The sequence below is a fragment of the Devosia sp. Soil_C_22 genome (assembly GCF_057657195.1).
The window spans coordinates 233,551-256,768 of record NZ_JBDGIY010000002.1 but is presented as its reverse complement, the minus strand read 5'-3'; the positions used below and the strand labels follow the sequence as shown (position 1 = coordinate 256,768).

Below are 23,218 nucleotides of genomic sequence, written 5' to 3'. Positions count from 1 at the left end.
TTGCGTGGCTGACGGCAGCCACTCACTATGCCGCCATAGCATTACGGATTCGGTTGGACTTTCATGCAGCAGCAGGCGCTTTCCGCCATCGTCGCCTGGGTGCGGCTCGAACGCGCCATGGCGGCGTTCGAAGCCGAACTGAAGAAGCGCTTCGGCATTACCGGCCTGCAGCTGCAGGTGCTGCGCATTTGCGCCGAGCGCCCGCAACTACCGCTCGCCGCGCTGCGCAAGGCGCTGGTGGCGCATCCGGCAACACTGGGGCAATCGATCGATGAGCTGCGGCGGATGGATCTCGTGACGGTTCGGACCGACCCGAAGGACAGGCGGGCCCGCGTGGTGGGGCTGACCGAGGCCGGGATGGCGCTGGTCGAAGCGACACCGCTCGCCGGGCCGGTGCGGCTGCGGGAGATCGATCACGCGGTGCCGCGGCTCGATGCGCTGAAGCTGGCGCTGGAGGATGCGATCGAGCTGTTCGGGTTGGGGGAGTGGACCCCGGGGCGCTAAGGCTTGGCGAGATCTGCCTCCCTCCCCCTTGCGGGGAGGGATTGAGGGTGGGGGTGGTTCAGTGATCCCCGTTGGCCCCCCACCCTCGGCCCTCCCCGCAAGGGGGAGGGGAGCTCAGATTCCGGGCATGGTCTCTGGCACGTCTTCCATCGCCATCCAGTCGGTGAGCAGCGCCCGATCGCGCAACCGGAACACGAAGACATTGCCGCCGCCCGGGTCGGCCTTGACGCGCTGGTCCTCGGAGCGGGCGATGGTGCGGTTGCCCAGATGGCATTTCAGCAGTGTGCCGACGGCGCCGTGGCCGGTGAAGACGATCGGGCGGGTGAGGTCGTGGCGTGCCAGCACCTGCTCGACCGCGCCGACAATGCGCCGTTGCGCGGCGCGCGACGTCTCCCAGCCCTCGACCGACTCGTCGGGATGCGCGAAGAAGGCATCCGCCAGCTGCTCGAAGCGCTCGCGCGGAACAAAACCGGTACTAGAGCGATCGTTCTCGCCGAAGTTTTCCCCGCTCTCCACAGGCGCTTTGCACAGCGCTGCAAGACTTGCAGCGAGCTCGAGCGCCTTGGTTTCCCGGCTCGAGACGATGCGCGCAACATTCTGGAGCAATTTGTGGTTCGCGAATCGTTCCGCCCGCGCCCTGCCGACCTCCGAAAGCCCCCAGAGCGGCACCGGCACATTGGGGTCCTGTACCACCTGCGGATGGGTGACGTAGAGGCCGTAGCTCATCAGATTCCGCCGCGCGAAAAGTGGGTCAGCTCGCGCACCATCTGGCCGACCTTCCACTTGATGTTGGCTTCGTTGGGGTCGCCGTTCTCGTCGAACACGTCGGGGTAGGGGCCGAGGCCGAGCAACGTCGGCACCACCAGCGCGCCGATCTTGCTCAGCGAATCCCTCAGGTGGGACAGGGCAAATATGGTGGCATACTTCCCGTCGCTGAGCCCGCCTATGCCGAAAATGGCATGCTTGAACGGGTTCGGCTTCTCGCGACTGACCCACGACACCAGATTGGCGATCAGCGGGGTGACCCCGCCATTATACTCGGGCGAGATGATCAGGATGATGTCGGTGGTGCGGAACAGCTCTGCGAGGCGCTTGGCTGCATCGGGCGTCTCGCCGGCCGCCTCGATGTCGTAGTTGAAGATCGGCATCTCGTAGTCGCGCAGGTCGAGGTCGGTGACCGCGACGCCGGCTTCACGGAGCTTCCTCGACATGTGGCGCCGCAGCACCTCGTTGATGGCGTCGGTGCGTAGCGAGCCGCAGATGGTGATGGCGGTGCGGGAAGCGGGAGCGGTGTCGGTCATGGCGACACAGCGATAGCGGATTCCGGCATTGGGGCGAAGACCCCTCATCCGGCGCTACGCGCCACCTTCTCCCCGACGGGGAGAAGAATACGGAGAGATCGGTGATCACCACTTTTCCTCTCCCCGTCGGGGAGAGGGTGGATCGCGCGAAGCACGAGACGGGTGAGGGGTTCAGCCCTCGAAGATGCTCTTGAGCTTGGCGAAGAAGCCTTCGGACGTCGGGGAATTCTCCCGCGTCGATTCCTTTTCGAATTCCTCGAGCAGCTCGCGCTGGCGCTTGGAAAGGCTCTGCGGCGTCTCGACGTCGAGCTGGACGTAGAGATCGCCAAAATCCTTCGAGCGCAGGATCGGCATGCCCTTGCCCTTGAGGCGGACGCGCTGGCCCGGCTGGGTGCCGCTGGCGACCTTCACCCGGGCGCGGGCGGCGTCGAGCGTGGGGACTTCGAACTCGCCGCCGAGCGCCGCCGTGGTCATGGCGATGGGCACGCGAGCATAGAGATCGGCGCCGTCGCGCTGGAACAGGTCGTGCGGCTTCAGCGAGATGAAGATGTAGAGATCGCCCGGCGGGCCGCCGCGCAGGCCCGCTTCACCCTCGTTGGCAAGGCGGATGCGGGTGCCGTCCTCGATGCCCCTGGGGATATCGACGCTGAGCGTCCGGTTCTGCTGGCGCCGGCCCTGGCCGCCGCAATCGGTGCAGGGCTGCTCGAGAATCTGGCCGCGGCCGTTGCAGATCGGGCAGGTGCGCTCGATGGTGAAGAAGCCTTGGGCGGCACGGACTTTGCCCTGGCCCTGGCAGTGCCGGCAGGTCGACATGCCGGTGCCCGGCTTGGCGCCCGAGCCATCGCAGGTATCGCAGGTGGCGAGGGTGGGCACGTCGATATCGACGGTGCGGCCGGTGAAGGCCTCTTCTAGCGAGATTTCGAGATTGTAGCGCAGGTCGGAGCCGCGCAGGCGGGACTGGCCGCCGCGGCCGCGCTGGCCGCCCATGAAGTCGCCGAAAATGTCCTCGAAGATATCGGACATCGACGAGGTGAACTCCGGACCGAAGCCGCCGGGACCACGGGCGCCGCCATTCTCGAATGCGGCATGGCCGAAGCGGTCGTAGGCCGCGCGCTTCTGGGGGTCCTTCAGCGTGTCGTAGGCTTCGTTGATTTCCTTGAACTGATGCTCTGCTTCGGCATTGCCCGGATTGCGGTCCGGATGGAACTGCATGGCGAGCTTGCGGTAGGCGCCTTTCAGCACCGCCTCGTCGGCGCCCTTGGGCACGCCGAGCACTTCATAAAAATCGCGTTTGGCCAAAATCCGCCTAGTCCTTGGTCGCCGATACGTCGCGTCCTCCGGCGCATCGGCGTAGATAGGGAGTGTCAGCCGCTCTTACCATAGGTGCGGACGCACTCAATCCCATCCGGGCGCGGAACAGGCCGGATTCGTACCGGCTGTGGCGGAATCAGCCACCGAAGGCGGCGATCAGGTTGCGGCTGAGCTGGCCCTGCGCGAATAGCGCCTTGTTGACGACGCGGTAGAGCCCGAAAAAGCCGTGCGTCACCCCGTCATAGACGGTCTCGTCGACCCACACGCCCGAGCGGCGCATCGCGTCGGCCAGCGCCTCGCCTTCCGAGCGCAGCGGATCGGCTTCGGCGAGGATCACCGTCGCCGGCGGCAGGCCGTCGAGATCGAGCCGGCCGGCGATGTTCATGCGCGCGTCGTGCGCATCGTCCTTCTTGCGGAACATTTTTCGCGTGGCCCATTCGAAGGCGGCGGTCGACCACGGGAAGGTGGCGGCGTTGTCGCGGTGCGAGGGCAGATCGTAGAGCATCGCCGCCATCGGCGTGACGAGGCCGAGATGTTTCGGCAACGGCTGGTCCTCGGCCTTGGCCCGGATCGCGACATTGACCGCGAGATTGGCGCCCGAACCTTCACCGACAATAGCGGCGCGCTTCATGTCGCCGCCGAGGCTCGCGGCATGCTCGATCAGCCAGGCCCAGGCGGCCCAGGCATCCTCATGCGCGGCAGGGAAACGGTTTTCCGGCGACTGGCGGTAGTGCGCGGAAACGACCACCGCATTGCTGCGCGCCGCGATGAAGCGCGGGGTGGCGTCGTATTGGTCGACATCGCCGATGACGAAGGCGCCATCGTGGAAATAGAGCACCAGCGGCCGGCCGCTTTCGATCTCGCCGTGCGGAACGTAGACGCGCACGCGGATATCGTTGGTCGGGCCGGGGATGAGGCGCATCTCCATGCCGACCTCCATGTCGTCGGCCTGGTCGCGCAGGATGCGGCGCAGCGCCATGTCCAGCGTCGGCAGCGCCCGCGCCTCGGGCGAGTTGCACGCTTCGATGCGCTTGTCGTCCATGGTCTTGAGCACGTTGATGACGTGCTGCATGTCGGCATCCAGCCGCTCGGCCGGAAGCAGGTCCGCCGCTTGGGTTTCGCCGTTATGGGCGAAGACCCGCACCTCTACCGATGACATAGAAACGCTACCTCTCGAAGCCGCCCCAGCGGGTCCCGTGGCCTGGGGTGCCCACCTTCTCCGGGTACGATCGCTGCTGGCGATCCCGCACCCACCTCAACCTCCCCAGCATTAGCGGCCGATGTGAAGACATTTGGGCCGCCTTGCGGCGGGATTGAGAAGAGTGCGCGGTGCTGAAGGCGTAGGTTTTCCCTTAGCCTTTGGTTGGTGATTCACGTGGAACAGGGGTGAGCGCATGCGTCCGGTGACTTTGGTGCGTCGCCGAAACGGACGGTCCCCTCCCGGCCTCCCCCAAAAAGGGGGAGGTGAAGGGTCGAGGCTCTGGCTTCGATCGTGCCAACTGAACCGGCGGGCACCTCCCCCTTTAAAGGGGGAGGATGGGAGGGGGCCGTCTCTATCAGTCAGCGGCCTTAACCCGCGTGGCCGGTGCTGGTGGCCGCCCCCTCCACCAGCTTCGCTGGTCCCCCTCCCCCGTTGCACGGGGGAGGATCATGGAGAGGCCGGTGCCCACAACAAAGAAGGCCCGGCAATGCCGGGCCTCCGTGTTGGTTCTGCGAAGAGCTTAGGCCGACTTCTTGTCGTCCTTGACCTCTTCGAACTCGGCGTCGACCACGTCGTCGTCCGAGCCCGGCTCGTCGCCGGCGGCCTTGGCTTCGGCTTCCGCCTGGCTGGCCTTGTACATGGCCTCGCCCAGCTTCATCGAAGCTTCCGCGAGCGTTGCGGTCTTTTCCTTGATCGCTTCGGCGTCGTCGCCTTCGATCACACCGCGCAGCTCGGTGATCGCTGCTTCGATCGCGCCCTTCTCATCGGCGGTGACCTTGTCGCCATAGTCCTTCAGCGACTTCTCGGTCGAGTGGATCAGCGATTCGGCCTGATTCTTGGCCTCGACCGCCTCGCGCTTCTTCTTGTCGGCTTCGGCGTTGGCCTCGGCTTCCTTGACCATGCGCTCGATGTCGGCATCCGACAGGCCACCCGAGGCCTGGATGCGGATCTGCTGCTCCTTGCCGGTGCCCTTGTCCTTGGCCGAGACGTTGACGATGCCGTTGGCGTCGATGTCGAACGTCACCTCGATCTGCGGCACGCCGCGCGGGGCCGGCGGAATGCCGGCGAGGTCGAAGTTGCCGAGCAGCTTGTTGTTGGCTGCCATTTCGCGCTCGCCCTGGAACACGCGGATGGTCACCGCGCTCTGGTTGTCCTCGGCGGTCGAGAAGGTCTGGCTCTTCTTGGTCGGGATCGTGGTGTTGCGGTCGATCAGGCGGGTGAACACGCCACCCAGCGTCTCGATGCCGAGCGACAGCGGGGTCACGTCGAGCAGCAGCACGTCCTTGACGTCGCCCTGCAGCACGCCGGCCTGGATGGCGGCCCCCATGGCCACGACTTCGTCAGGGTTCACGCCCTTGTGGGGCTCCTTGCCGAAGAAGTTCTTCACCGTCTCGACGACCTTGGGCATGCGGGTCATGCCGCCCACCAGAACGACCTCGTCGATCTGCGAAGCGGAAACGCCAGCGTCCTTGAGCGCCTGCCGGCACGGCTCGACGGTCTTGAGGATCAGGTCCTCGACCAGCTGCTCGAGCTTGGAACGGGTGAGCTTCAGCGTCAGGTGCTTGGGGCCTGAGGCGTCGGCAGTGATGAAGGGCAGGTTGATCTCGGTCTGGGTCGAGCTCGAGAGCTCGATCTTGGCCTTTTCAGCCGCTTCCTTCAGGCGCTGCAGCGCAAGCTTGTCGTTGCGCAGGTCGATGCCCTGGTCCTTCTTGAACTCGTCGGCGAGGTAATCGACCAGGCGCATGTCGAAGTCTTCGCCGCCCAGGAACGTGTCGCCGTTCGTGGACTTCACTTCGAACACGCCGTCGCCGATCTCGAGCACCGAGATATCGAAGGTACCGCCGCCGAGGTCATAGACCGCGATGGTGCCGGTGTTCTTCTTGTCGAGACCGTAGGCCAGAGCGGCGGCCGTCGGCTCGTTGATGATGCGCAGCACCTCGAGACCGGCGATCTTGCCGGCGTCCTTGGTGGCCTGACGCTGGGAATCGTTGAAATAGGCCGGAACGGTGATGACCGCCTGCGTAACCGTCTCGCCCAGATAGGATTCCGCGGTTTCCTTCATCTTGGTGAGGATCATCGCGGAGACTTCCGACGGCGAGTACTTCTTGGACTCGACCTCGACCCAGGCGTCGCCATTGTCGCCGCTGACGATCTTGAAGGGCACGAGGCCCTTGTCCTTGTCGACCATCGGGTCGTTGTAGCGGCGGCCGATCAGGCGCTTGACCGCAAACAGCGTGCCTTCCGGATTGGTCACGGCCTGGCGCTTGGCCGGCTGGCCGACGAGCCGCTCGCCGTCCTTGGTGAACGCCACCATGGAGGGCGTGGTGCGCGCGCCTTCCGCGTTTTCGATGACCTTGGGTGCGCTGCCGTCCATGACGGCGACGCAGCTATTGGTCGTACCGAGGTCGATACCGATGACTTTACCCATACCTACTGCCTCTTTCCTGGCGAACCCGTCTGAAACCCCTCGCGGCAGTTTCCTGGTCCCTCACCGGGGTCCGGGTTCCCGATTTGAAATTGACCCGTCGCCGGGCCTTGAGCGCTATATAGGAGGGGGTGTTTGGCCCTGCAAGCGGCCCCGGTCACAAACTCACGAAAGCGCGATGGACCTTTCGGTCAACGGCCCACGATGGTCATGCCGCTGCCCGAGCACACATTATAGCGGCCCAGGTCGACGGTTTCGCCGCCAAACAGCTTGGCCCGCACGCGCGGCGCGAAGCACTCACCGTCGGGGAATTCCACCTTGAAGGTGAAGCTCTGGCTGGCCGGAATACGCTTGAAGTCGACAATCTTGCCCTTGGGGATCGATACCTTGGTGACGTCCTTGTTGGTCAGATTGTGCAGGGTGAACGGATAGGTCGCCCCAGCGGCCTGCCCGGCGAGCAGGGCGATCGTCATGGTAACGGCGGATGCACACAGCAGTTTCATCATGTCCCCGAAAACTATGGCGTCAGTCGGAAAGACAGTAAGCAGCAAGTGAAACGCCAAGTCATTTGAGTGGTGCGGGTAACCTTACCTCGCATCCCCCAGCAGACTCGTGCGCCGGCTTGCCGCTTGTCGCTGGCCCCCGGCTTGTGGTCTAAGAAGCGCTCGTTGCCCGACCACGACTCCCGCGAGCCCATGCTGAGGATCACCGTTCTTGTCCTGACGCTGGTACTGGCGCCGGCTGCTGCCTTCGCGCAGGAGGTGCCGGCCGAAGCGCAGATGGACCTGTGGTGCGGCACGGCTTTCGAGCTGATGACGCGCGACGCGCCCGCCGATGCGACCCCCGAAAAGCTCGCGGCTGCCAAGGTCTATGCCGATGGCGGGGCGCTGCTGGTGAACCGGGCCCTGCCGATCTATCTCGAATCCGGCTATTCCGATGCCGCGCTGGCCGATCTCCGCGCCGACCTCGAGGCTGCGGTGGGCCGCGTCGTCAATGGGTCGACCCGCTCCGGCGAAGAGCCGGCTTTTTCATTCCAGGATTGTTCGGCCCTGATCGGCCAGTGAGACAGAGACGCAATGGCCATAACCCCGCAACTCGATGATCTCCTGCTCGTGGTCGACATGCAGTACGATTTCCTGCCCGGCGGCAGCCTCGCGGTGGCCGGCGGCGACGAGATCATCATCCTGATCAACCGGCTCGGGCGGCAGTTCAAGCATGTGGTGATGACGCAGGACTGGCACACCGACGGCCATATCTCGTTCGCTTCGAGCCACCCGGGCACGAAGCCCTTCGATGTGATAGAGCTGCCCTACGGGCCACAGGTGCTGTGGCCCGACCATTGCGTGCAGGGCACGCATGGCGCGCAGTTTTCGAGCGAGATCGAGCTGCCGCACGCCGAAATGGTGATCCGCAAGGGCTATCACGACGTGGTCGATTCCTATTCGGGCTTCCGCGAGGCCGACCGCAAGACCCGCACCGGGCTCGAGGGTTACCTGCGCGAGCGCGGCTTCAAGCGGCTGTTCGTGGCTGGCCTCGCCACCGATTTCTGCGTCAACTGGACGGCGGTGGACGCGGCCAATGCCGGCTTCGAGACCTATGTGATCGAGGATGCCTGCCGCGCCATCGACACCGGCGGCTCGCTGGCCAAGGCCTGGGACGACATGCACGCGGCGGGCGTCAAGCGCCTCGTCGCTGGGGACATTGCTTGAGGATCGAATGCGCGGGATTGCGGTCGGCTTGATGATCGCCGGGATGATGGCCACGGCCGTTTCGGCCGAGGAGCTGTCGCCCGCCACCGACCGCCTGCTCTGGTGCTCGAGCGCCATGTACTGGCTCGCCGCCGACGCTTCCGATGCCGGCGAGGACGAAGAAGCCAGCCAGTACGAGGCTTGGTCCGACGATCTGGCGTCGCGTGCCGACCTGATGCTCGAGGCGGAAGGCCGGAGCGAAGTGGAGATCACGACGCTCCGCGACGACTACGACAATCGCGTGCTCAACGAGATGGGCGGCGCCGGCGCCAAATACGACGTCACGGCCTGCCCCGACCTCGCGAGCCAGTAGCCTGCAAAAACAAAGGGCGCCGGAGCGCCCTTCGAACCATCACCGCTTTGGGCAACGATCAGGCGCTCTTGTCCACGCTGCCTTCGGCCGGCTGGCCGTTGGCGCCGCCGCCCTTGGCGACGCCGACCATCGCGGGCCTGAGCACGCGGTCGCCGATGGCGAAACCGGCCTGCACCACCTGCACCACCGTACCTTCGGGGCGCGACGGATCGGGGACCTCGAACATGGCCTGGTGCTTGTGCGGATCGAATTTCTGGCCTTCGGCCTCGATCGGCTTGACGCCGTGCTTGGCCAGCAGCCGCTGCATCTCGCGCTCGGTCATCTCGATGCCTTCGATCAGCGACTTGGTGGTCGCGTCGGCGCTGTCGCGCGCCTCGGCCGGCAGCACGGTCAGGGCGCGGCTGAGCGAATCGGTAGCCGTCAGCATGTCGCGGGCAAAGCCGGCGATGGCGTAGGAACGGGTGTCGGAAATCTCGCGCTCGGTGCGCTTGCGCAGGTTTTCCATCTCGGCGACGGTACGCAGCAGCTTGTCGCGCAAGTCGGCATTCTCGGCCTTCAGCTCCAGGGCCGGATCGGGAGTCGCGGCTTCGGCAGCATTTTCGGCCGCAGTCGTCTCGGGGGCCACGGTTGCATCGGCGGCCTTGTCGTCTTCGGGTTTCTTGGTCTCGTCGGTCATCGTAACTCGGACAAAATTGATCGCTGGGAGCGTTTGCCCCGCATATCGGCCAATGAGCTGGAAGATTCAAGCCTGCGAAAGGTTCCGGGCCTCAGCCCTTGCGCGCCATCATGGCCGAAACGACGTTCGCCGTGTAGTCGACCACCGGCACGATGCGGGCGTAATTGATGCGCGTCGGGCCGATGACGCCCAGCACGCCGACCACCTTCTGGTTGGCATCCTTGTAAGGCGAAAGAATCACCGAGCTGCCCGAGAGCGAGAACAGCTTGTTCTCCGAGCCGATGAAGATCTTCACCCCCTGCGCAGCTTCCGTATCGCCGAGCAGCTCGATCAGGCCGTCGCGGCTCTCGAGCTCATCGAACAGCTGGCGGATGCGGCTCAACTCCTCCGACGCCATGGTGTCGTTGATCAGGTTGGCGCGGCCACGCACGATCACCGTCGGCGGCGCGCCGCTGCCCGAGAGCGTCGCGAGCCCGGTTTCGACCAGCTTGTGCGTCAGCTCGTCGAGCTCGTGCTGTGTCTGCGCGCGCTGGTCGCGCAGCGCGCGTAGCGTCTCGCCGATGGTCTTGCCCACCGCGAAATGCGCGAGGTAGTTCGAAGCCTGCGTCAGCGCGCTGGCGGTGAGCCCCGCCGGCAGCGGCAGGATGCGGTTTTCCACCGAGCCATCCTCGCCCACCAGCACCACCATGGCGCGCTCGGCATCGAGGCGGATGAATTCGATATGCTTGAGCACGAGATCGGCCTTGGTCGCGATCACCACGCCGGCGCCATGGCTGAGCCCCGACAGTAGCTGGCTCGCCTCGGCCAGCACGTCTTCGACCTGTCCCGAAGCGGCCGGGCCCTGGATCTGCTTGGCGATCTGGGAGCGCTCGTCCTCGTTGACGGCGCCGACCTCCAGCATGGCGTCGACGAAGAACCGCAGGCCCTGTTGCGTGGGCAGCCGCCCGGCCGAGGTGTGCGGCGCAGCGATGAGGCCCAGATCCTCGAGATCGGCCATGACATTGCGCACCGAAGCGGGCGAGAGGCCAACGCTCAGCATGCGCGCCAGGTCGCGCGAGGCGACCGGCGTACCAGTGTCGAGATAGCGCTCGACGAGCTTGCGAAAAATATCCTGGCTGCGGTTGCTGAGTACCGCAAGCACGTCTTCCGGGGCTTTGGTCCGATCGGCCATGTTCACCATTTAGGGCGAAAGCCGTGAGCCGCCAAGCTGCGCTGCCTTGTTCCCACGGCTGGCGAGGGTTAAGAGGCGGTTAACGACCCAGAACACCGGTGATTTGCCTTATGCGCCCTTCCGGACGCCAGCCAGACGAAATGCGGGCCGTGACGCTCGAACGCAATGTATCGCCCAAGGCCGAAGGCAGCTGCCTCGTGAGCTTCGGCGGCACCCGCGTTTACGTCACCGCCTCAGTCGAGACCACGCTGCCGAGCTGGCGGCGCGGTTCGGGGCTCGGCTGGGTCACGGCCGAGTACGGCATGCTGCCGCGCTCGACCGATACGCGCACCCGCCGCGAAGCCGCCTCGGGCAAGCAGTCCGGCCGCACCCAGGAAATCCAGCGCCTGATCGGCCGCTCGCTGCGCGCCGTGGTCGACATGCAGGCGCTGGGCGAGAACCAGATCACGCTCGATTGCGATGTGCTCGAGGCCGATGGCGGCACCCGCACCGCCTCGATCACCGGCGCCTATGTGGCGCTGGTCGATGCCATCGGCTGGCTGAAAGAGCGCAAGCTCACCAGGGGCGAGCCGCTGCGTGATTCGGTGGCGGCGATCAGCTGCGGTATCTATCGCGGCACTCCGGTGCTCGATCTCGACTATCTCGAGGATGTCGAGGCCCACACTGACGCCAATTTCGTACTGACCGGCTCGGGGAAGTTCGTCGAAATCCAGGGCACGGCCGAGCAGGAGCCGTTCAGCCGCGACGAACTCGCGAGCCTGATGGCGCTGGCCGAGAAGGGCATTGGCGAGCTCACCATCCTGCAGAAGGCGGCACTCATCTGATGGCAGAGAAGCTCACATTGCGGCGTGGTGACCGGCTGGTGCTGGCCACCCACAATGCGGGCAAGCTCAAGGAATTCCAGGAGCTTCTGGCCGGCTTCGGGCTCGAGATCGTCTCGGCCGCCGAGCTCGGCCTGCCCGAGCCCGAGGAAACCGGCACGACGTTCGTCGAGAATGCGCGCATCAAGGCGCATGCGGCGGCAACGGCAGCCAACTGCATGGCGCTGGCCGATGATTCCGGCCTGTCGGTCGACGCGCTGGACGGCAAGCCCGGCGTCTACACGGCCAACTGGGCCGAGACCCCGAACGGGCGCGATTTCTCGGTCGGCATGCGCCGTGTCGAGGATGCGCTGCAGGCCGCCGGCGCGCATGGGCCGGGCAACCGCCACGGCGCCTTCAACGCCACGCTCTGCCTCGCGCACCCGGACGGGCGCGAGCAGCTCTATGTCGGCAAGGTCGACGGCACCATCGTCTGGCCGCCGCGCGGCGAGCAGGGCCATGGCTTCGACCCCGTATTCATGCCGCAGGGTTTTGACATCACCTTCGGCGAGATGCCGCCCGAGATGAAGCATAGCTGGGCGCCCGGCAAGATCGGCCTGTCGCACCGCGCCAGGGCCTTCGGCCTGTTCGTCGATGATGTTCTGGGAGGTGGCGTTGAGCACTAGCCCGGCTTCTTCATCCTCCCCTGCGCAGCGGGGGAGGGGGACCAGCGTAGCTGGTGGAGGGGGCGACCACCCCCACCAGCGTTTCCCGTCGCCCCCTCCACCGCCTTCGGCGGTCCCCCTTCCCCGTTCCACGGGGGAGGATCAAGTGGAGAGATCAGCTCATGTCCACTGAGACGCTGGGCCACAATTCCGTCGATCCGCGCTCGAACGGCCTGTTCGGCATCTACGTGCACTGGCCCTTCTGTGCCGCCAAGTGCCCCTATTGCGACTTCAACTCGCATGTCCATCGCGGCGAATTCGACGAGGCGGCCTATGTCGAGGCCTACGCCCGCGAGCTCGCCTACTTCGCGCGCCAGACCCCCGGCCGCACGGTGCAGTCGATCTTTTTCGGCGGCGGTACGCCCTCGCTGATGGATCCGCGCTCGGTCGCAGCCATCCTCGACGCCATCGCCGGCCACTGGGTGGTCGATCCGCGTGCCGAGATCACGCTCGAGGCCAACCCGACCTCGGTCGAGGCCGACCGTTTCCGCGGCTATCGCGCCGCCGGCGTCAACCGCGTGTCGCTGGGCGTGCAATCCTTACGTGAAGGCCCGCTGGCCGAACTCGGTCGCCGCCACACGGTGGACGAGGCGATCGCCGCGGTGCGGCTGGCGCAGTCCATCTTCCCGCGCTCGAGCTTTGATCTCATCTACACCCGCCCGCGCCAGACGCTGGAAGACTGGGAGGACGAGCTGACCGAGGCGCTGTGGCTGGCCGAGGCCGGGCATTTGTCGCTCTACCAGCTCACCATCGAGCAGGGTACGCGCTATTACGACCTGTTCCGTGCCGGCAAGCTGAAGATGCCCGACGAGGACACCAGCGCCGACCTCTACGAGCTGACCCAGGAACTGACCCACAAGGCCGGCCTGCCCGCCTACGAGATCTCCAACCACGCCCGGCCCGGGCAGGAGAGCCGGCACAACCTGATCTACTGGCGCTACGGCGAATATGTCGGCGTCGGTCCTGGTGCGCACGGGCGGCTGCTGATCAACAACCAGCGCCACGCCACCGCCACCGAGAAGATGCCGTTCGACTGGCACAAGCGCGTGCAGGCGCGCGGCCATGGCATGGTCACCGACGACATCCTCACCTGGGAGGAAGAAGGCGACGAGATGCTGGTGATGGGCCTGCGGCTGCGCGAAGGCATCGACCCGCGCCGCTTCCACCGCATCGCCGGCCGCGCCATTTCCGAGCGCCAGATCGCCGAGCTGAAATCGATCGGCTTCGTCGAGACGCTGCCGAACGGCTTCATCCGCGTGACGGACAAGGGTTGGCCGGTGCTCGACGCGGTGGTCGCGGATCTCGCCGCCTAAGGCGGATTCACGTGAAACGCGGCGGGCCTCAGCCCACCGCGGCGATCTTGTCGTCGCGCGGCGCTTCGTGGAACAGCGCGCTCACCGACTCGCCCGAATTGATGCGGCGCATGGCTTCGGCCAGCGCCGGCGCCACCGACAGTACGGTGAGCTTGTCCACCTTGCCGGCCGAGGCGATCGGCAGCGTGTCGGTGCAGACGAGTTCGATCAGGTCGGGCTGGGCGGTGAGGCGCTGCACCGCATCCTTGGCGAAGATGCCGTGCGTGCAGGCGATGCGGATGGTGCGGGCGCCGTGCTGGCGCAGGTGCCGCATCAGCTCGATCATCGAGCCGCCATTGGCGATCTCGTCGTCGAGCACGATGACGTCGCGGCCTTTGACGTCGCCGATGATGGCGGTGATCTTCACCTCGGTATCGCTGATCCGCTCCTTGGCGCCGGCCGCGACCGGCGTGCCGAGGCGCTTGGCGAAGGCGGCGGCGTTCTTGGCGTTGCCGAGGTCGGGCGAGACGACCACGGCGTGGCTGAGGTCGTAGCGCTGGAAATAGTTGGCGAGTTCGCCCAGCGCATGCAGGTGATCCGTAGGCACTGAGAAGAAGCCGTGCACCTGCGGCGAGTGCAGCGTCATGGTCAGCACGCGGTCGGCGCCGGCGGTGGCGAGGAGGTCGGCGACGAGGCGTCCGCCGATCGAGATACGCGGCTGATCCTTCTTGTCGGAGCGGGCATAGGCATAGTGCGGGATGACCGCGGTGATGCGCGAGGCCGAGGCGCCGCGGGCTGCGTCGAGCATCAGCAGCAGCTCGACCAGGTGGTCCTGCACCGGGTTGGAAAGCGTCTGGATCAGGAACACGTCCTGCTCGCGGCAATTCGCCTGCAGCTGCACCTCGATGCAGTCATTGGAGAAGCGCTTGACCTTGGTGGGGAGCAGCGGCACGCCGAGCTCGGAACAGATTTGCGCGGCGAGCTCGGGATGGGAGCTTCCGCTGAAAACGGCAATCTGGCTCATGCTGAGCGTGCCTCGGCGATGTGTGGGTCGGAGGCCGGCAGCTTATCGCAAAAGCCGTCCGCGGCGACAAGGCCGGATCGGTCGGTCTCGCCGCGAGCCAGCGCCTGGAGACTAGAGCGCATAACCCGCGACGCGCATGGCAGCGCTGCGCATGTTGACGTAGCGTCGATGCCTGACCAAGTGTCGGGAACAGAGTCACGGCTGGCGCGACGGGGCGGCAACCGACGATTCAGCACCTCGAAGGGAAAAGCCAATGGCTCACGTGACTTACGAAGTCGTCCAGCACGATGGCGGCTGGGCCTACAAGGTCGGCGACGTCATCTCCGAAACGTTCCGCACGCACGAACTCGCCCACAAGGCGGCGGCCGAAGCCGCAGCGCGCCAGCAAATCTCGGGCAACGACGAAGCCATCGAATACGAAGACACCTCGGGCCGCTGGCACAGCGAACTCGCCAGAGGCGGCGACCGCCCGGAAACTTCAGTTGAGGACGACGAGCAGTAGCGGCGAGCGGCCGGTCGGAAGCGAACTGGCTGGGGCGCTAGGATTCGAACCTAGGAATGGCGGTACCAAAAACCGCTGCCTTACCACTTGGCGACGCCCCAACAGGGCGCGTTCCTACACGGTTCACCTGGGGCGTGCAACCAATCGGGCCGGCGTGCAGTTCACCGCTTGAACAGGACGATGCCCCAGTCTATAACGCGCCCCGCTAGCCAGCGGGCAGCCTGCCGGGATCTCCCGAAAATTCCGGCATTCGATTGGGCCCCGCCAGCACCTGACGGAGTATAGCGCAGCCTGGTAGCGCACCTGCTTCGGGAGCAGGGGGTCGAGTGTTCGAATCACTCTACTCCGACCAATCAACCCCGGTGCCTTCTGGCGCCGGGGTTTTTCTTTGGCCTGGCGCTCGATGTCGTCCGCTTGTCTTCGCCATCGACCGCAGAGTGACGCCGATACTGCGGCAGGCTGGGCTGCTGCTTCGCCGCTCAGACCAATTGATGCCACAGGGCCGATTGGCAAAGTCGGGCGCCTGGGGCAGTGTCGGGCTTCCCACCGTCACCGATCCGTCACAAACGGCCCGGTCCAGCCCAAGCACCGCGTTGACCAGCTCTCCGCCGCATGTCCTGCGTCTGCCCTCCGTCCGCTTCTACGTCGCTTCGCGCTTCCTTTCGACCGTCGCCTTCCAGGGGGCGTCGGTGGCCGTTGGCTGGCTGGTCTACGATATCACCCGCAACCCGTTCGACCTCGGCCTGATCGGGCTGTTCCAGTTCCTGCCCATGCTGGCCCTGACGCTGGTGGCCGGGCATGTGGCCGACCAGGTCGACCGCCGCCGCATCGCTCTCGTCTGCCAGATGATCGAGGCGCTGGTGATGGTCTTCATCGCCCTCGGGATCTGGCAGGGCTGGCTGCCGGTGTGGGGCATTTTCGGTGCCGTGATGGTGCTGGGCGCGGCGCAGGCCTTCGAGCGTCCCGCCATGGCGTCGCTGCTGCCTGCCATCGTGCCGCCTGCCCAGCTGCAGACGGCGGTGGCGGCCTCGACTTCGATCATGCAGGTCGGCCTGATCATCGGCCCGGCGCTGGGCGGTCTGCTCTACGGCTTTGGCGGCGTCGTCCCCTTTGCGGCGTCGGCGGCCGCGTTCCTCCTCGCGAGCCTCGCCGTGACGCTGGTCAACCACCCGATGAAGACGCCGCCGAAGACGCCGGTGACCTGGGAAGCGGTGTTTGCCGGCGTCACCTTCATCAGGAATCGCCCGGTCATGCTGGGCACGATCTCGCTCGACCTGTTCGCGGTGCTGCTGGGCGGCGCGACGGCGATGCTGCCCGTCTATGCACGCGACATCCTCATGGCCGGCCCGTTCGCGCTCGGCCTGCTGCGTACCGCGCCGGCCATCGGCGCGGTGGTGATGTCGCTCTACCTGGCGCGCTTCCCGCTCCAGCACAGCGTCGGCAAGATCATGATGATCGCCGTGGCCGTGTTCGGTGCGGCGACCGTGGTCTTCGCCTTCTCCACCAACCTGTGGCTGTCGATTGCGATGCTGGTGACGCTGGGCGCCTCCGACACCGTCAGCGTCGTGATCCGGCATTCGCTGGTGCAGCTGCTGACGCCCGACGAAATGCGGGGCAGGGTGAACGCGGTGAACGCGCTCTTCATCGGCGCCTCCAACCAGTTGGGCGAGTTCCGCGCAGGCGTGTTCGCCGGTTTCATGGGTCCGGTGGCGGCAGTGGCGGTAGGCGGTATCGGCACCATCGTGGTGGTGGCGCTGTGGACCAGGCTCTTCCCCGACCTGCGCAAGGTACAGACACTGTCCGGTTGAGGCTGCTGACAAAGCCTGTCAGCAGGCCGGTGCGAGCTTCGTGTCACTGAACGACACGGAGCCTGTCATGACTGTCATCGCCACCTGCCACTGCGGCGGAACCCGCATCGAGCTGCCGACGCCGCCGATCCTTGCCACGCAGTGCACCTGCACCTACTGCACCAAGTCCGGCGGCATCTGGGCCTACTACGAGGTCGACGCGCCGCGCGTCATCGCCGACGAGCACGACCGCATCTATTCGCCGACCACACCGCTACACGAGCATCATTTTTGCGCGAACTGCGGCTGCACCACCTATGGCACCAGCCCGGACTACTCGCTCGAGGACACTGGCATCCCCGAGAAGCGGAAATTCGCCGTCAACGTGAAGCTGCTCGACGACTATGCGCTCTATCGCAAGCTGCCGGTCGAGGAGATCGATGGGCGCACGCTCTGGTGAGGGCTGTCGCCTCCGCCGGCCCCCCGCTTGCGGGGGGCTAGTGGATGTCACGCGTCGGGGTGCTTGAACACCAGCGTGGCGTTGGTGCCGCCGAAGCCGAAGCTGTTGGAGAGCGCGATGCCGATATCGACGTTGTCGCGGCGCTGCCGGAGGATCGGCATGTCGGCAAACGCGGGGTCCAGCTCCTCGATATTGGCGCTCTCGCAGAGGAACCGGTTCCGCATCATCAGGATGCAGTAGATCGACTCCTGGACGCCCGTGGCGCCGAGCGAATGGCCGGTGAGCGACTTGGTGGCCGAGATCGGTGGACAATCTTCGCCCGAGCCGAACACGGTGCGGATCGCTTCCATTTCCTTGAGGTCGCCGACCGGGGTCGAAGTGGCGTGCGGGTTGATGTAGTCGACCTTGCCCTTCACCGTCTCCAGCGCCTGCTGCATGCAGCGGATCGCGCCTTCGCCCGAGGGGGCGACCATGTCGTAGCCGTCCGACGTTGCGCCATAGCCGACGAGCTCGGCGAGGATGGTCGCGCCACGCGCCTTGGCATGCTCGAGCTCCTCGAGCACGAGGACGCCGGCGCCGCCGGCGATGACGAAGCCGTCGCGCTTGCTGTCATAGGCGCGCGAGGCCTTTTCGGGGGTCGAATTGAAGTCGGTAGACATGGCGCCCATGGCATCGAACAGGTTCGACAGCGACCAGTCGAGATCCTCGTGGCCGCCGGCAAAGACGATGTCCTGCTTGCCCCACTGGATCTGCTCCATGCCGGCGCCGATGCAGTGCTTGGACGTCGCGCAGGCCGAGCTGATCGTGTAGTTCACGCCCTTGATGCCGAAGGGCGTCGCCAGCGTCGCCGAGGCGGTCGAGCTCATCGCCTTGGGCACGGCCAGTGGCCCGATGCGCTTGGGACCCTTCTCGCGGGTGATGTCGGCGGCTTCGACCACGGTGCGGGTCGAGGGGCCGCCCGAGCCCATGATGATACCGGTGCGCGGGTTCTGAATATCGCTCTCTTCGAGGCCGGCGTTTGCAATCGCCTCCTGCATGGCGATGTAGTTCCAGGCCGCGCCCTTACCCATGAAACGGGTGGTGCGGCGATCCAGCACCTCGAACGGATCGAGCTTGGGTGCGCCATGAACCTGGCAGCGGAAACCGAGCTGGGCATAATCCTCGGCAAACACGATGCCGGGCCTGGCCTCCTTGAGGCTGACAAGCACCTCATCGAGGTTGTTGCCGATCGAGGAGACGATCCCCATACCCGTGACGACGACACGTCTCATCTTGTGATCCCCGGCGCTTGCGAGTCAGTCAGGTCAGGTGAACAGGCCGACCCGAAGGCCGCTCATCTCATATATAATCTGGCCGTCGGCTTTCACCCAGCCATCGGCGATGCCGAGCACGAGCTTGGACTTCATCACCCGCTTGAGGTCGATGCCATACTCGACGAGTTTGACATCGTTGGTGATCTGGCCGGAAAATTTCACTTCGCCGCAGCCCAGCGCGCGCCCCTTGCCGGGCGAACCGTCCCAGCAAAGATAAAAGCCCAGCATCTGCCAGACGGCATCGACGCCGAGGCACCCCGGCATGACCGGATCGCCGATGAAGTGGCATTGGAAGAACCACAGGTCCGGATTGACGTCGAGCTCGGCGCGGACGAGGCCCTTGCCATGCGCGCCGCCTTCGTGGCTGATTTCCGTGATGCGGTTGAACATCAGCATCGGCGGAGCGGGAAGCTGCGCATAGCCGGGGCCGAACAATTCGCCCTTGCCGCTTCGGATCAGGTCGTCATAGTCGTAGGCGTTCTTGCGCTCGATCACGTCCGACATGGGCCGGGGCTGCTCCATCGCTGATTGGGCCTCGTTACTAGAGAGCGCCCGCCATAGGGTCAAGCGCGCGAAAGGCCGCGTGCCAGCGGCGCTTGTGCACTGACAGCCCCAAAGTTATAAAGCGCGACAACCTGACAGTCCTTGTCACCAAACGAGACTTGATGACCGAGCGCAGCCTGAACCTCCGCCCCATTCCGTCACGCCGTCCGTGCCTGACGGCCGTGCTGCGCATGGCAGGCCTTCGTCCCACCCGTCAACGCGTGGCGCTGGCCGAGCTGCTGTTCGGCGGCCCGCACCGCCACGTCAGTGCCGAGCAGCTGCATGCCGAAGCGGGTACCGCCAAGGTCAACGTCTCGCTGGCCACAATCTACAACAGCCTGCATCAGTTCCGCGAGGCGGGCCTGCTGCGCGAAGTGGCTGTCGATGCCTCGCGCTCCTATTTCGATACCGACACCTCGGATCACCATCACTTCTATCTCGAGGACGAGCAGCGGGTGGTCGATATCCCGTCCTCGGCCATCACCATACAGAATCTCCCCGAGCCGCCGCGCGGCATGGAGATCACGCATGTGGACGTGGTGGTGCGGGTGAAGAAGAGCCGCTGAGGCTGGGCTCGGCGCGCCGCCGCTACCCCCTCTCTGCTGCGACTAACTCGCTTGCGCTCGTAAAGTCTCGCGTCTCCCCCGCCAAGGGGGAGAGGGCGCGTTGCTGTTGGACGCAGTGCTTGTTTCGCAAGAGAGGGGTTTCCGGCCCGCTGGCCGTCAGTCGAACTCTTCGCCCTTGTAGACGCCCCAGAGTTCATCCTGGTGCAGCCAGCCTTCAAAGCTTTGTGCGCTGCCCGTGACCGGGTGCGACATGGCGACGACCTTGCACCAGTTGCCGTTGCATTCCTTGATGTCGACACGGAAGTTGGGGGTCAGCCAAGCCCGCACGCCGGACTTTTCGTCGGCGGCGGAGAGCAGGGCGATTTTCTCCTCGACCGGCTTCCAGGGCGCAACCAGCCCGGCGCGGTTGCCGGTCAGCAGCTGCTGGTGCAACCAGCCTTCCGAGCCGTCGGCATCGCGGATTTTGCGCCAGGTGTCGAACTCCTGGATGATTTCGACCGGCGTGCCGGCCTTCACATAGACCCAGGCCACATCGTATCGCGTGCCCGGCCCCACCCGCACGTTGATCGGGTTGTTGCGCGTGGTGACGAAGCGCGGCAGCGGCAGGCCGGACGGGCCCTCCGCGGCTTCGATCGCAACCGGGGTAATGGCAATGAGGGTGGCGACGAGGGCACTCAGAATCGCCCTGAGCTGCCGCCCGTGGGCGCGCCTCGTGAGGAGCATGGAGCTGACTTGGCCGAACATGACTTTGCAGGGGTGTGCTTTTTTCCTATCACTAGGCAAAAGACCTTAATGGTCGTTAAAGGGCGTCCCATTTGAGCCTCAGCCGACCCAGGATTTTCGTCACCCGGCGCCTGCCCGAGCAGATCGAGGCGCGGATGGCGGCGCTGTTCGATGTGACCTTCAAGCCGGTCGATGGCGTGCTCAGCCCTGATGCCATCATCGAGGGGGCGCAGGGCCGGGATGTGCTGGTCTCCTCGATCAACGATCCGCTCGACGCCGCCCTGATCGCGCAGCTGCCCAAGGAACTGAAGCTGATCGCCCAATTCGGCAACGGCTTCGACAATATCGACATCGAGGCCGCCTATGCAGCGGGGCTCACCGTCACCAACACGCCCTCGGTGTTGACCGAGGACACCGCCGATATGGCGATGATGCTGATGCTGGCGCTGCCGCGCCGGCTGGTGGAGGGCGCGCAGGTCGTGCCGCAATCGGGCGAGTGGCCTGGGTGGTCGCCGACCTGGATGCTCGGCCGGCGCCTGCGCGGCAAGGCGCTCGGCATCGTCGGGCTGGGGCGCATCGGCAGCGCCGTGGCGCAGCGGGCCCGGGGCTTCGGGCTCAACATCCACTATTTCTCGCGCCACCGCCGGCCCGCCCCGCTCGAGGAGGCGCTCGGCGCCACCTACTGGGATGATCTCGACCGGATGATTGAGGCCGTGGATATCGTCTCGCTCCACACCCCGCTGAACAGCGCCACGCACAACATCCTCAGCGCCAGCCGACTCAGGCGGATGAAGCAGGACGCCTTCGTGGTCAACGTCTCGCGGCCCGAACTGCTCGACGAGGCGGCGCTGATCGCCGGGATCGAATCCGGGCACCTGTCGGGCGCGGCGCTCGATGTGTTCGAGAGCCGCAACGGCATCAGCCCGCGGCTGGTGCAGCTGGCGCGCGAGCATCGCGTGGTGCTGACGGCGCACATGGCCTCGGCGACGCTGGAAGCCCGCCTCGAGATGGGCGAGACGGTAATCGTCAACATCCGCGCCTTCATCGACGGCGCCCAGCCGCCGCACCGCGTATTGCCGGACAATCGTAACCGGGTGGCGCGGGGCTAGTTCACCAGTTCTTTGAGCCGCTTCTCGATGAAGCGGCGCTCAGCCGCCTGCTGGGTCAATTCGAGTGCCGCGACATAGGCCTCGCGCGCCTCCGTGACCCGGCCGAGGCGGCGCAGCAGGTCGGCGCGGGCAGCGTGGGCATAGCGAAAACCGGTGAGCTCGCCGGCTTCGAGCAGGGCGTCGATCTGGGTGAGGCCGGATGCCGGCCCGTCGCGCATGGCGACCGCGACGGCGCGGTTGAGCCGGATCACGGCGGAGGGGACGGCCCGCAGCAGCAGGTCGTAGAGCTGGACGATCTCGTCCCAATTGGTGGCTGCGGCGGTCGGCGCGACCGCGTGGGTTGCCGCGATCGCGGCTTCGAGCACATAGGCGGTGAGCGGCGGGCGTGACATGGCATGCTCGACGATGCGGACGCCTTCGGTGATCTCGGTGCGGTCCCACAGCGAGCGGTCCTGGTCGGGCATCAGGACGATGTCGCCCGCGGTATCGGTACGGGCGCGGAAGCGGGCATGCTGCAGCAGCATGAGCGCCAGCAGGCCTTCGACCTCAGGCTCGAACTGCCGCAGCAGGCCGCGAACCTGGCGCGTGAGGCGGATCGCCTCGGCGCACAGTTCGGAGCGAATGGCGGCATCGCCATGGCTCGCCGCATAACCCTCGTTGAAGATGAGGTAGACGGTCTTGAGCACGAGGTCGAGCCGGGGCTCCAGCTCGCCGGGCCCCGGCACCTCGTAAGGCAGTTGCAGCTCGCGAATTCGCGCCTTGGCCCGCACGATGCGCTGCGCGATGGTCGCGGGCTTGGTGAGAAAGGCCGCGGCGATCTCTTCGGTGGTGAGCCCGCAGGCTTCGCGCAGGGTGAGCGCGATCTGCGCGTCGGGCGGCAGTTCGGGATGGCAGCACACGAAGATCAGCCGCAGCTGGTCGTCGGCAATATACTCGGCCTCGGGCGCCATTTCGGCCTCCTCGTCGGCTATGGCGAGCTCTTTGGCAATCGCATCGAAACGGGCGCGCCGCCGGATCTTGTCGATGGCCCGGAAGCGCCCGGCGGAGACCAGCCAGGCGCGCGGGTTGGCCGGCATTCCTTCGCGCGGCCACTGCTCGGCGGCGGCGAGGAAGGCGTCGTTCAACGCTTCCTCGGCCCGGTCGAAATCGCCCACGAGGCGGATCAGCGTTGCCAAGACCCGGCGGGACTCGGCCCGCCAGACGGCATCGATTTCGGACGGCGTGACGTTCATGTGGTCGGGATTTCGTACATGGCCCTCACCTCGATCGTGCCGAGCCGGGCCATCGGGATGCCCGAAGCGATACGGATCGCGTCGTTGAGGTCGCGGGCCTCGATCAGGATGAAGCCGGCGAGCTGCTCCTTGGTCTCGATGAACGGGCCGTCCGTGGTCGAGACATTGCCCTCGCGCACCCGCACCAGTACGGCGCTCTCGGCCGGTTGCAGCGCTTCGGCGACGACGAGGTTGCCGTTGGCCTGCAATTCCATGTCGTAGGCGAGCGAATCGCGATCGAGCTGCTTCTGGCCGGGTGCATCGAGGCTCTTGAACGCTTCGGCGGCGGCATGGACGAGGCAGATATAGCGCATGATGTGCTCCTTGGGTGGATGCAACTGGTCGAACAGCATCGGCCCCGATCGACATGACTTGCGCAGAAATTCGCGCGCCGGACAAATACCTGCGTCGACGGCCGCATTTTTAGCGATTCCGTAACGTCTCGTTTCACCA

General features: G+C 65.9%; 26 protein-coding genes and 2 tRNA genes. 13 read left to right on the top strand and 15 right to left on the bottom strand.

The features are described 5' to 3' along the window. Positions 1 to 63 precede the first annotated feature (63 nt). Positions 64 to 504 carry a MarR family winged helix-turn-helix transcriptional regulator gene (locus tag AC3A6I_RS18300; protein WP_487545299.1) on the top strand — a complete coding sequence of 147 codons (441 nt, stop codon included), beginning with the start codon at positions 64 to 66 and terminating at the stop codon, positions 502 to 504. 114 nt (positions 505 to 618) lie between these two features. On the opposite strand, the gene AC3A6I_RS18295 is transcribed toward AC3A6I_RS18300, so the two are convergent. The 6 genes from AC3A6I_RS18295 to AC3A6I_RS18270 all read right to left on the bottom strand — a co-directional run bounded on the left by AC3A6I_RS18295 (position 619) and on the right by AC3A6I_RS18270 (position 7,245). After that, positions 619 to 1,230, bottom strand: a complete 612-nt coding sequence (locus tag AC3A6I_RS18295; protein ID WP_487545298.1) for a histidine phosphatase family protein — start codon at positions 1,228 to 1,230, stop codon at positions 619 to 621. Further along, the gene (locus AC3A6I_RS18290; RefSeq protein WP_487545297.1) at positions 1,230 to 1,805 is read right to left on the bottom strand and encodes an NADPH-dependent FMN reductase; all 576 of its coding nucleotides are present in this window, start codon (positions 1,803 to 1,805) and stop codon (positions 1,230 to 1,232) included. Before AC3A6I_RS18290 ends, AC3A6I_RS18295 begins: the two co-directional genes overlap by 1 nt. 171 nt (positions 1,806 to 1,976) lie before the next feature. Beyond that, positions 1,977 to 3,104, bottom strand: coding sequence for a molecular chaperone DnaJ (gene dnaJ / locus AC3A6I_RS18285; protein ID WP_487545296.1), 1,128 nt, complete (start codon positions 3,102 to 3,104; stop codon positions 1,977 to 1,979). 148 nt (positions 3,105 to 3,252) lie between these two features. Further along, positions 3,253 to 4,275, bottom strand: a complete 1,023-nt coding sequence (locus tag AC3A6I_RS18280) for an alpha/beta hydrolase (RefSeq protein WP_487545295.1) — start codon at positions 4,273 to 4,275, stop codon at positions 3,253 to 3,255. A 562-nt stretch (positions 4,276 to 4,837) separates the two neighbouring features. Then, on the bottom strand, positions 4,838 to 6,745 hold the full coding sequence (gene dnaK, locus AC3A6I_RS18275; protein ID WP_487545294.1) for a molecular chaperone DnaK: 1,908 nt from the start codon (positions 6,743 to 6,745) through the stop codon (positions 4,838 to 4,840). 188 nt (positions 6,746 to 6,933) lie between these two features. Next, positions 6,934 to 7,245, bottom strand: coding sequence for a hypothetical protein (locus AC3A6I_RS18270; RefSeq protein ID WP_487545293.1), 312 nt, complete (start codon positions 7,243 to 7,245; stop codon positions 6,934 to 6,936). 165 nt (positions 7,246 to 7,410) lie between these two features. Here AC3A6I_RS18270 and AC3A6I_RS18265 point away from each other — a divergent pair, with 165 nt between their 5' ends. Genes AC3A6I_RS18265 through AC3A6I_RS18255 form a run of 3 tightly spaced genes read left to right on the top strand, consistent with a single transcriptional unit; the run spans position 7,411 to position 8,803 of the window. Beyond that, positions 7,411 to 7,806 carry a hypothetical protein gene (locus AC3A6I_RS18265; protein ID WP_487545292.1) on the top strand — a complete coding sequence of 132 codons (396 nt, stop codon included), beginning with the start codon at positions 7,411 to 7,413 and terminating at the stop codon, positions 7,804 to 7,806. Between the two features lie 12 nt (positions 7,807 to 7,818). Continuing rightward, on the top strand, positions 7,819 to 8,451 hold the full coding sequence (gene pncA / locus AC3A6I_RS18260) for a bifunctional nicotinamidase/pyrazinamidase (RefSeq protein ID WP_487545291.1): 633 nt from the start codon (positions 7,819 to 7,821) through the stop codon (positions 8,449 to 8,451). Positions 8,452 to 8,458: 7 nt separating this feature from the next. Continuing rightward, complete coding sequence (locus tag AC3A6I_RS18255) at positions 8,459 to 8,803, top strand: hypothetical protein (RefSeq protein ID WP_487545290.1); 345 nt, start codon at positions 8,459 to 8,461, stop codon at positions 8,801 to 8,803. Between the two features lie 58 nt (positions 8,804 to 8,861). Here AC3A6I_RS18255 and grpE read toward each other — a convergent pair whose 3' ends face one another. After that, entirely contained in the window at positions 8,862 to 9,479 is a 618-nt protein-coding gene (gene grpE, locus AC3A6I_RS18250; RefSeq protein WP_487545289.1) for a nucleotide exchange factor GrpE, read from the bottom strand. 91 nt (positions 9,480 to 9,570) lie between these two features. Next, the gene (gene hrcA, locus AC3A6I_RS18245) at positions 9,571 to 10,650 is read right to left on the bottom strand and encodes a heat-inducible transcriptional repressor HrcA (RefSeq protein ID WP_487545288.1); all 1,080 of its coding nucleotides are present in this window, start codon (positions 10,648 to 10,650) and stop codon (positions 9,571 to 9,573) included. A gap of 110 nt (positions 10,651 to 10,760) precedes the next feature. Between hrcA and rph the strand changes: the two genes are divergently transcribed. From rph to hemW, 3 genes are all read left to right on the top strand, one after another. Then, positions 10,761 to 11,474, top strand: a complete 714-nt coding sequence (gene rph / locus AC3A6I_RS18240) for a ribonuclease PH (RefSeq protein WP_487545287.1) — start codon at positions 10,761 to 10,763, stop codon at positions 11,472 to 11,474. Then, positions 11,474 to 12,136 (top strand): non-canonical purine NTP pyrophosphatase, encoded by a 663-nt coding sequence (locus AC3A6I_RS18235; RefSeq protein WP_487545286.1) that lies wholly within the window; start codon positions 11,474 to 11,476, stop codon positions 12,134 to 12,136. The genes rph and AC3A6I_RS18235 overlap by 1 nt, the downstream gene beginning before the upstream one ends. Before the next feature lie 161 nt (positions 12,137 to 12,297). Next, the gene (hemW, locus tag AC3A6I_RS18230; RefSeq protein ID WP_487545285.1) at positions 12,298 to 13,488 is read left to right on the top strand and encodes a radical SAM family heme chaperone HemW; all 1,191 of its coding nucleotides are present in this window, start codon (positions 12,298 to 12,300) and stop codon (positions 13,486 to 13,488) included. A gap of 28 nt (positions 13,489 to 13,516) precedes the next feature. Here the strand turns inward: hemW and AC3A6I_RS18225 are convergent, their stop codons facing one another. Further along, positions 13,517 to 14,491, bottom strand: coding sequence for a ribose-phosphate diphosphokinase (locus AC3A6I_RS18225; protein ID WP_487545284.1), 975 nt, complete (start codon positions 14,489 to 14,491; stop codon positions 13,517 to 13,519). 253 nt (positions 14,492 to 14,744) lie between these two features. Between AC3A6I_RS18225 and AC3A6I_RS18220 the strand changes: the two genes are divergently transcribed. Next, a complete protein-coding gene (locus AC3A6I_RS18220) occupies positions 14,745 to 14,993 on the top strand; it encodes a DUF2188 domain-containing protein (protein WP_487545283.1) in 249 nt (82 codons plus the stop codon). A 26-nt stretch (positions 14,994 to 15,019) separates the two neighbouring features. On the opposite strand, the gene AC3A6I_RS18215 is transcribed toward AC3A6I_RS18220, so the two are convergent. After that, positions 15,020 to 15,094 (bottom strand) — tRNA-Gln (locus AC3A6I_RS18215). A gap of 174 nt (positions 15,095 to 15,268) precedes the next feature. Between AC3A6I_RS18215 and AC3A6I_RS18210 the strand changes: the two genes are divergently transcribed. The 3 genes from AC3A6I_RS18210 to AC3A6I_RS18200 all read left to right on the top strand — a co-directional run bounded on the left by AC3A6I_RS18210 (position 15,269) and on the right by AC3A6I_RS18200 (position 17,240). Then, a tRNA-Pro gene (locus AC3A6I_RS18210) sits at positions 15,269 to 15,345 on the top strand. A 241-nt stretch (positions 15,346 to 15,586) separates the two neighbouring features. After that, a complete protein-coding gene (locus AC3A6I_RS18205) occupies positions 15,587 to 16,801 on the top strand; it encodes an MFS transporter (RefSeq protein WP_487545282.1) in 1,215 nt (404 codons plus the stop codon). A 67-nt stretch (positions 16,802 to 16,868) separates the two neighbouring features. Further along, complete coding sequence (locus AC3A6I_RS18200; protein WP_487545281.1) at positions 16,869 to 17,240, top strand: GFA family protein; 372 nt, start codon at positions 16,869 to 16,871, stop codon at positions 17,238 to 17,240. A gap of 47 nt (positions 17,241 to 17,287) precedes the next feature. On the opposite strand, the gene fabB is transcribed toward AC3A6I_RS18200, so the two are convergent. Continuing rightward, positions 17,288 to 18,511 carry a beta-ketoacyl-ACP synthase I gene (fabB, locus tag AC3A6I_RS18195; RefSeq protein ID WP_487545280.1) on the bottom strand — a complete coding sequence of 408 codons (1,224 nt, stop codon included), beginning with the start codon at positions 18,509 to 18,511 and terminating at the stop codon, positions 17,288 to 17,290. A gap of 33 nt (positions 18,512 to 18,544) precedes the next feature. Continuing rightward, positions 18,545 to 19,057, bottom strand: a complete 513-nt coding sequence (gene fabA / locus AC3A6I_RS18190; protein ID WP_487545279.1) for a 3-hydroxyacyl-[acyl-carrier-protein] dehydratase FabA — start codon at positions 19,055 to 19,057, stop codon at positions 18,545 to 18,547. Between the two features lie 161 nt (positions 19,058 to 19,218). On the opposite strand from fabA, the gene irrA reads away from it, so the two are divergent. Then, entirely contained in the window at positions 19,219 to 19,662 is a 444-nt protein-coding gene (irrA, locus tag AC3A6I_RS18185) for an iron response transcriptional regulator IrrA (protein WP_487545278.1), read from the top strand. 156 nt (positions 19,663 to 19,818) lie between these two features. Here irrA and AC3A6I_RS18180 read toward each other — a convergent pair whose 3' ends face one another. Next, entirely contained in the window at positions 19,819 to 20,385 is a 567-nt protein-coding gene (locus tag AC3A6I_RS18180) for an SH3 domain-containing protein (RefSeq protein ID WP_487545277.1), read from the bottom strand. A 92-nt stretch (positions 20,386 to 20,477) separates the two neighbouring features. Between AC3A6I_RS18180 and AC3A6I_RS18175 the strand changes: the two genes are divergently transcribed. Next, positions 20,478 to 21,494, top strand: coding sequence for a 2-hydroxyacid dehydrogenase (locus tag AC3A6I_RS18175; protein WP_487545276.1), 1,017 nt, complete (start codon positions 20,478 to 20,480; stop codon positions 21,492 to 21,494). Here the strand turns inward: AC3A6I_RS18175 and AC3A6I_RS18170 are convergent. Together AC3A6I_RS18170 and AC3A6I_RS18165 are read right to left on the bottom strand one after the other, a co-directional pair. Further along, positions 21,491 to 22,726: an RNA polymerase sigma factor gene (locus AC3A6I_RS18170; protein WP_487545275.1), complete on the bottom strand. Its 1,236-nt coding sequence runs from the start codon at positions 22,724 to 22,726 to the stop codon at positions 21,491 to 21,493. The genes AC3A6I_RS18175 and AC3A6I_RS18170 overlap by 4 nt on opposite strands. Further along, positions 22,723 to 23,079, bottom strand: coding sequence for a YciI family protein (locus AC3A6I_RS18165; protein ID WP_487545274.1), 357 nt, complete (start codon positions 23,077 to 23,079; stop codon positions 22,723 to 22,725). Before AC3A6I_RS18165 ends, AC3A6I_RS18170 begins: the two co-directional genes overlap by 4 nt. Positions 23,080 to 23,218: the final 139 nt, after the last annotated feature.

Excerpts from the sequence above, each read along its gene's own strand:
- AC3A6I_RS18300 (WP_487545299.1), top strand. The coding sequence starts at position 64 with ATGCAGCAGCAGGCGCTTTCCGCCATCGTCGCCTGGGTGCGGCTCGAA.
- AC3A6I_RS18295 (WP_487545298.1), bottom strand. The coding sequence starts at position 1,230 with ATGAGCTACGGCCTCTACGTCACCCATCCGCAGGTGGTACAGGACCCC.
- AC3A6I_RS18290 (WP_487545297.1), bottom strand. The coding sequence starts at position 1,805 with ATGACCGACACCGCTCCCGCTTCCCGCACCGCCATCACCATCTGCGGC.
- AC3A6I_RS18280 (WP_487545295.1), bottom strand. The coding sequence starts at position 4,275 with ATGTCATCGGTAGAGGTGCGGGTCTTCGCCCATAACGGCGAAACCCAA.
- dnaK (WP_487545294.1), bottom strand. The coding sequence starts at position 6,745 with ATGGGTAAAGTCATCGGTATCGACCTCGGTACGACCAATAGCTGCGTC.
- AC3A6I_RS18270 (WP_487545293.1), bottom strand. The coding sequence starts at position 7,245 with ATGAAACTGCTGTGTGCATCCGCCGTTACCATGACGATCGCCCTGCTC.
- pncA (WP_487545291.1), top strand. The coding sequence starts at position 7,819 with ATGGCCATAACCCCGCAACTCGATGATCTCCTGCTCGTGGTCGACATG.
- AC3A6I_RS18255 (WP_487545290.1), top strand. The coding sequence starts at position 8,459 with ATGCGCGGGATTGCGGTCGGCTTGATGATCGCCGGGATGATGGCCACG.
- grpE (WP_487545289.1), bottom strand. The coding sequence starts at position 9,479 with ATGACCGACGAGACCAAGAAACCCGAAGACGACAAGGCCGCCGATGCA.
- hrcA (WP_487545288.1), bottom strand. The coding sequence starts at position 10,650 with ATGGCCGATCGGACCAAAGCCCCGGAAGACGTGCTTGCGGTACTCAGC.
- rph (WP_487545287.1), top strand. The coding sequence starts at position 10,761 with ATGCGCCCTTCCGGACGCCAGCCAGACGAAATGCGGGCCGTGACGCTC.
- AC3A6I_RS18235 (WP_487545286.1), top strand. The coding sequence starts at position 11,474 with ATGGCAGAGAAGCTCACATTGCGGCGTGGTGACCGGCTGGTGCTGGCC.
- hemW (WP_487545285.1), top strand. The coding sequence starts at position 12,298 with ATGTCCACTGAGACGCTGGGCCACAATTCCGTCGATCCGCGCTCGAAC.
- AC3A6I_RS18225 (WP_487545284.1), bottom strand. The coding sequence starts at position 14,491 with ATGAGCCAGATTGCCGTTTTCAGCGGAAGCTCCCATCCCGAGCTCGCC.
- AC3A6I_RS18220 (WP_487545283.1), top strand. The coding sequence starts at position 14,745 with ATGGCTCACGTGACTTACGAAGTCGTCCAGCACGATGGCGGCTGGGCC.
- AC3A6I_RS18200 (WP_487545281.1), top strand. The coding sequence starts at position 16,869 with ATGACTGTCATCGCCACCTGCCACTGCGGCGGAACCCGCATCGAGCTG.
- fabB (WP_487545280.1), bottom strand. The coding sequence starts at position 18,511 with ATGAGACGTGTCGTCGTCACGGGTATGGGGATCGTCTCCTCGATCGGC.
- fabA (WP_487545279.1), bottom strand. The coding sequence starts at position 19,057 with ATGTCGGACGTGATCGAGCGCAAGAACGCCTACGACTATGACGACCTG.
- irrA (WP_487545278.1), top strand. The coding sequence starts at position 19,219 with ATGACCGAGCGCAGCCTGAACCTCCGCCCCATTCCGTCACGCCGTCCG.
- AC3A6I_RS18180 (WP_487545277.1), bottom strand. The coding sequence starts at position 20,385 with ATGCTCCTCACGAGGCGCGCCCACGGGCGGCAGCTCAGGGCGATTCTG.
- AC3A6I_RS18170 (WP_487545275.1), bottom strand. The coding sequence starts at position 22,726 with ATGAACGTCACGCCGTCCGAAATCGATGCCGTCTGGCGGGCCGAGTCC.
- AC3A6I_RS18165 (WP_487545274.1), bottom strand. The coding sequence starts at position 23,079 with ATGCGCTATATCTGCCTCGTCCATGCCGCCGCCGAAGCGTTCAAGAGC.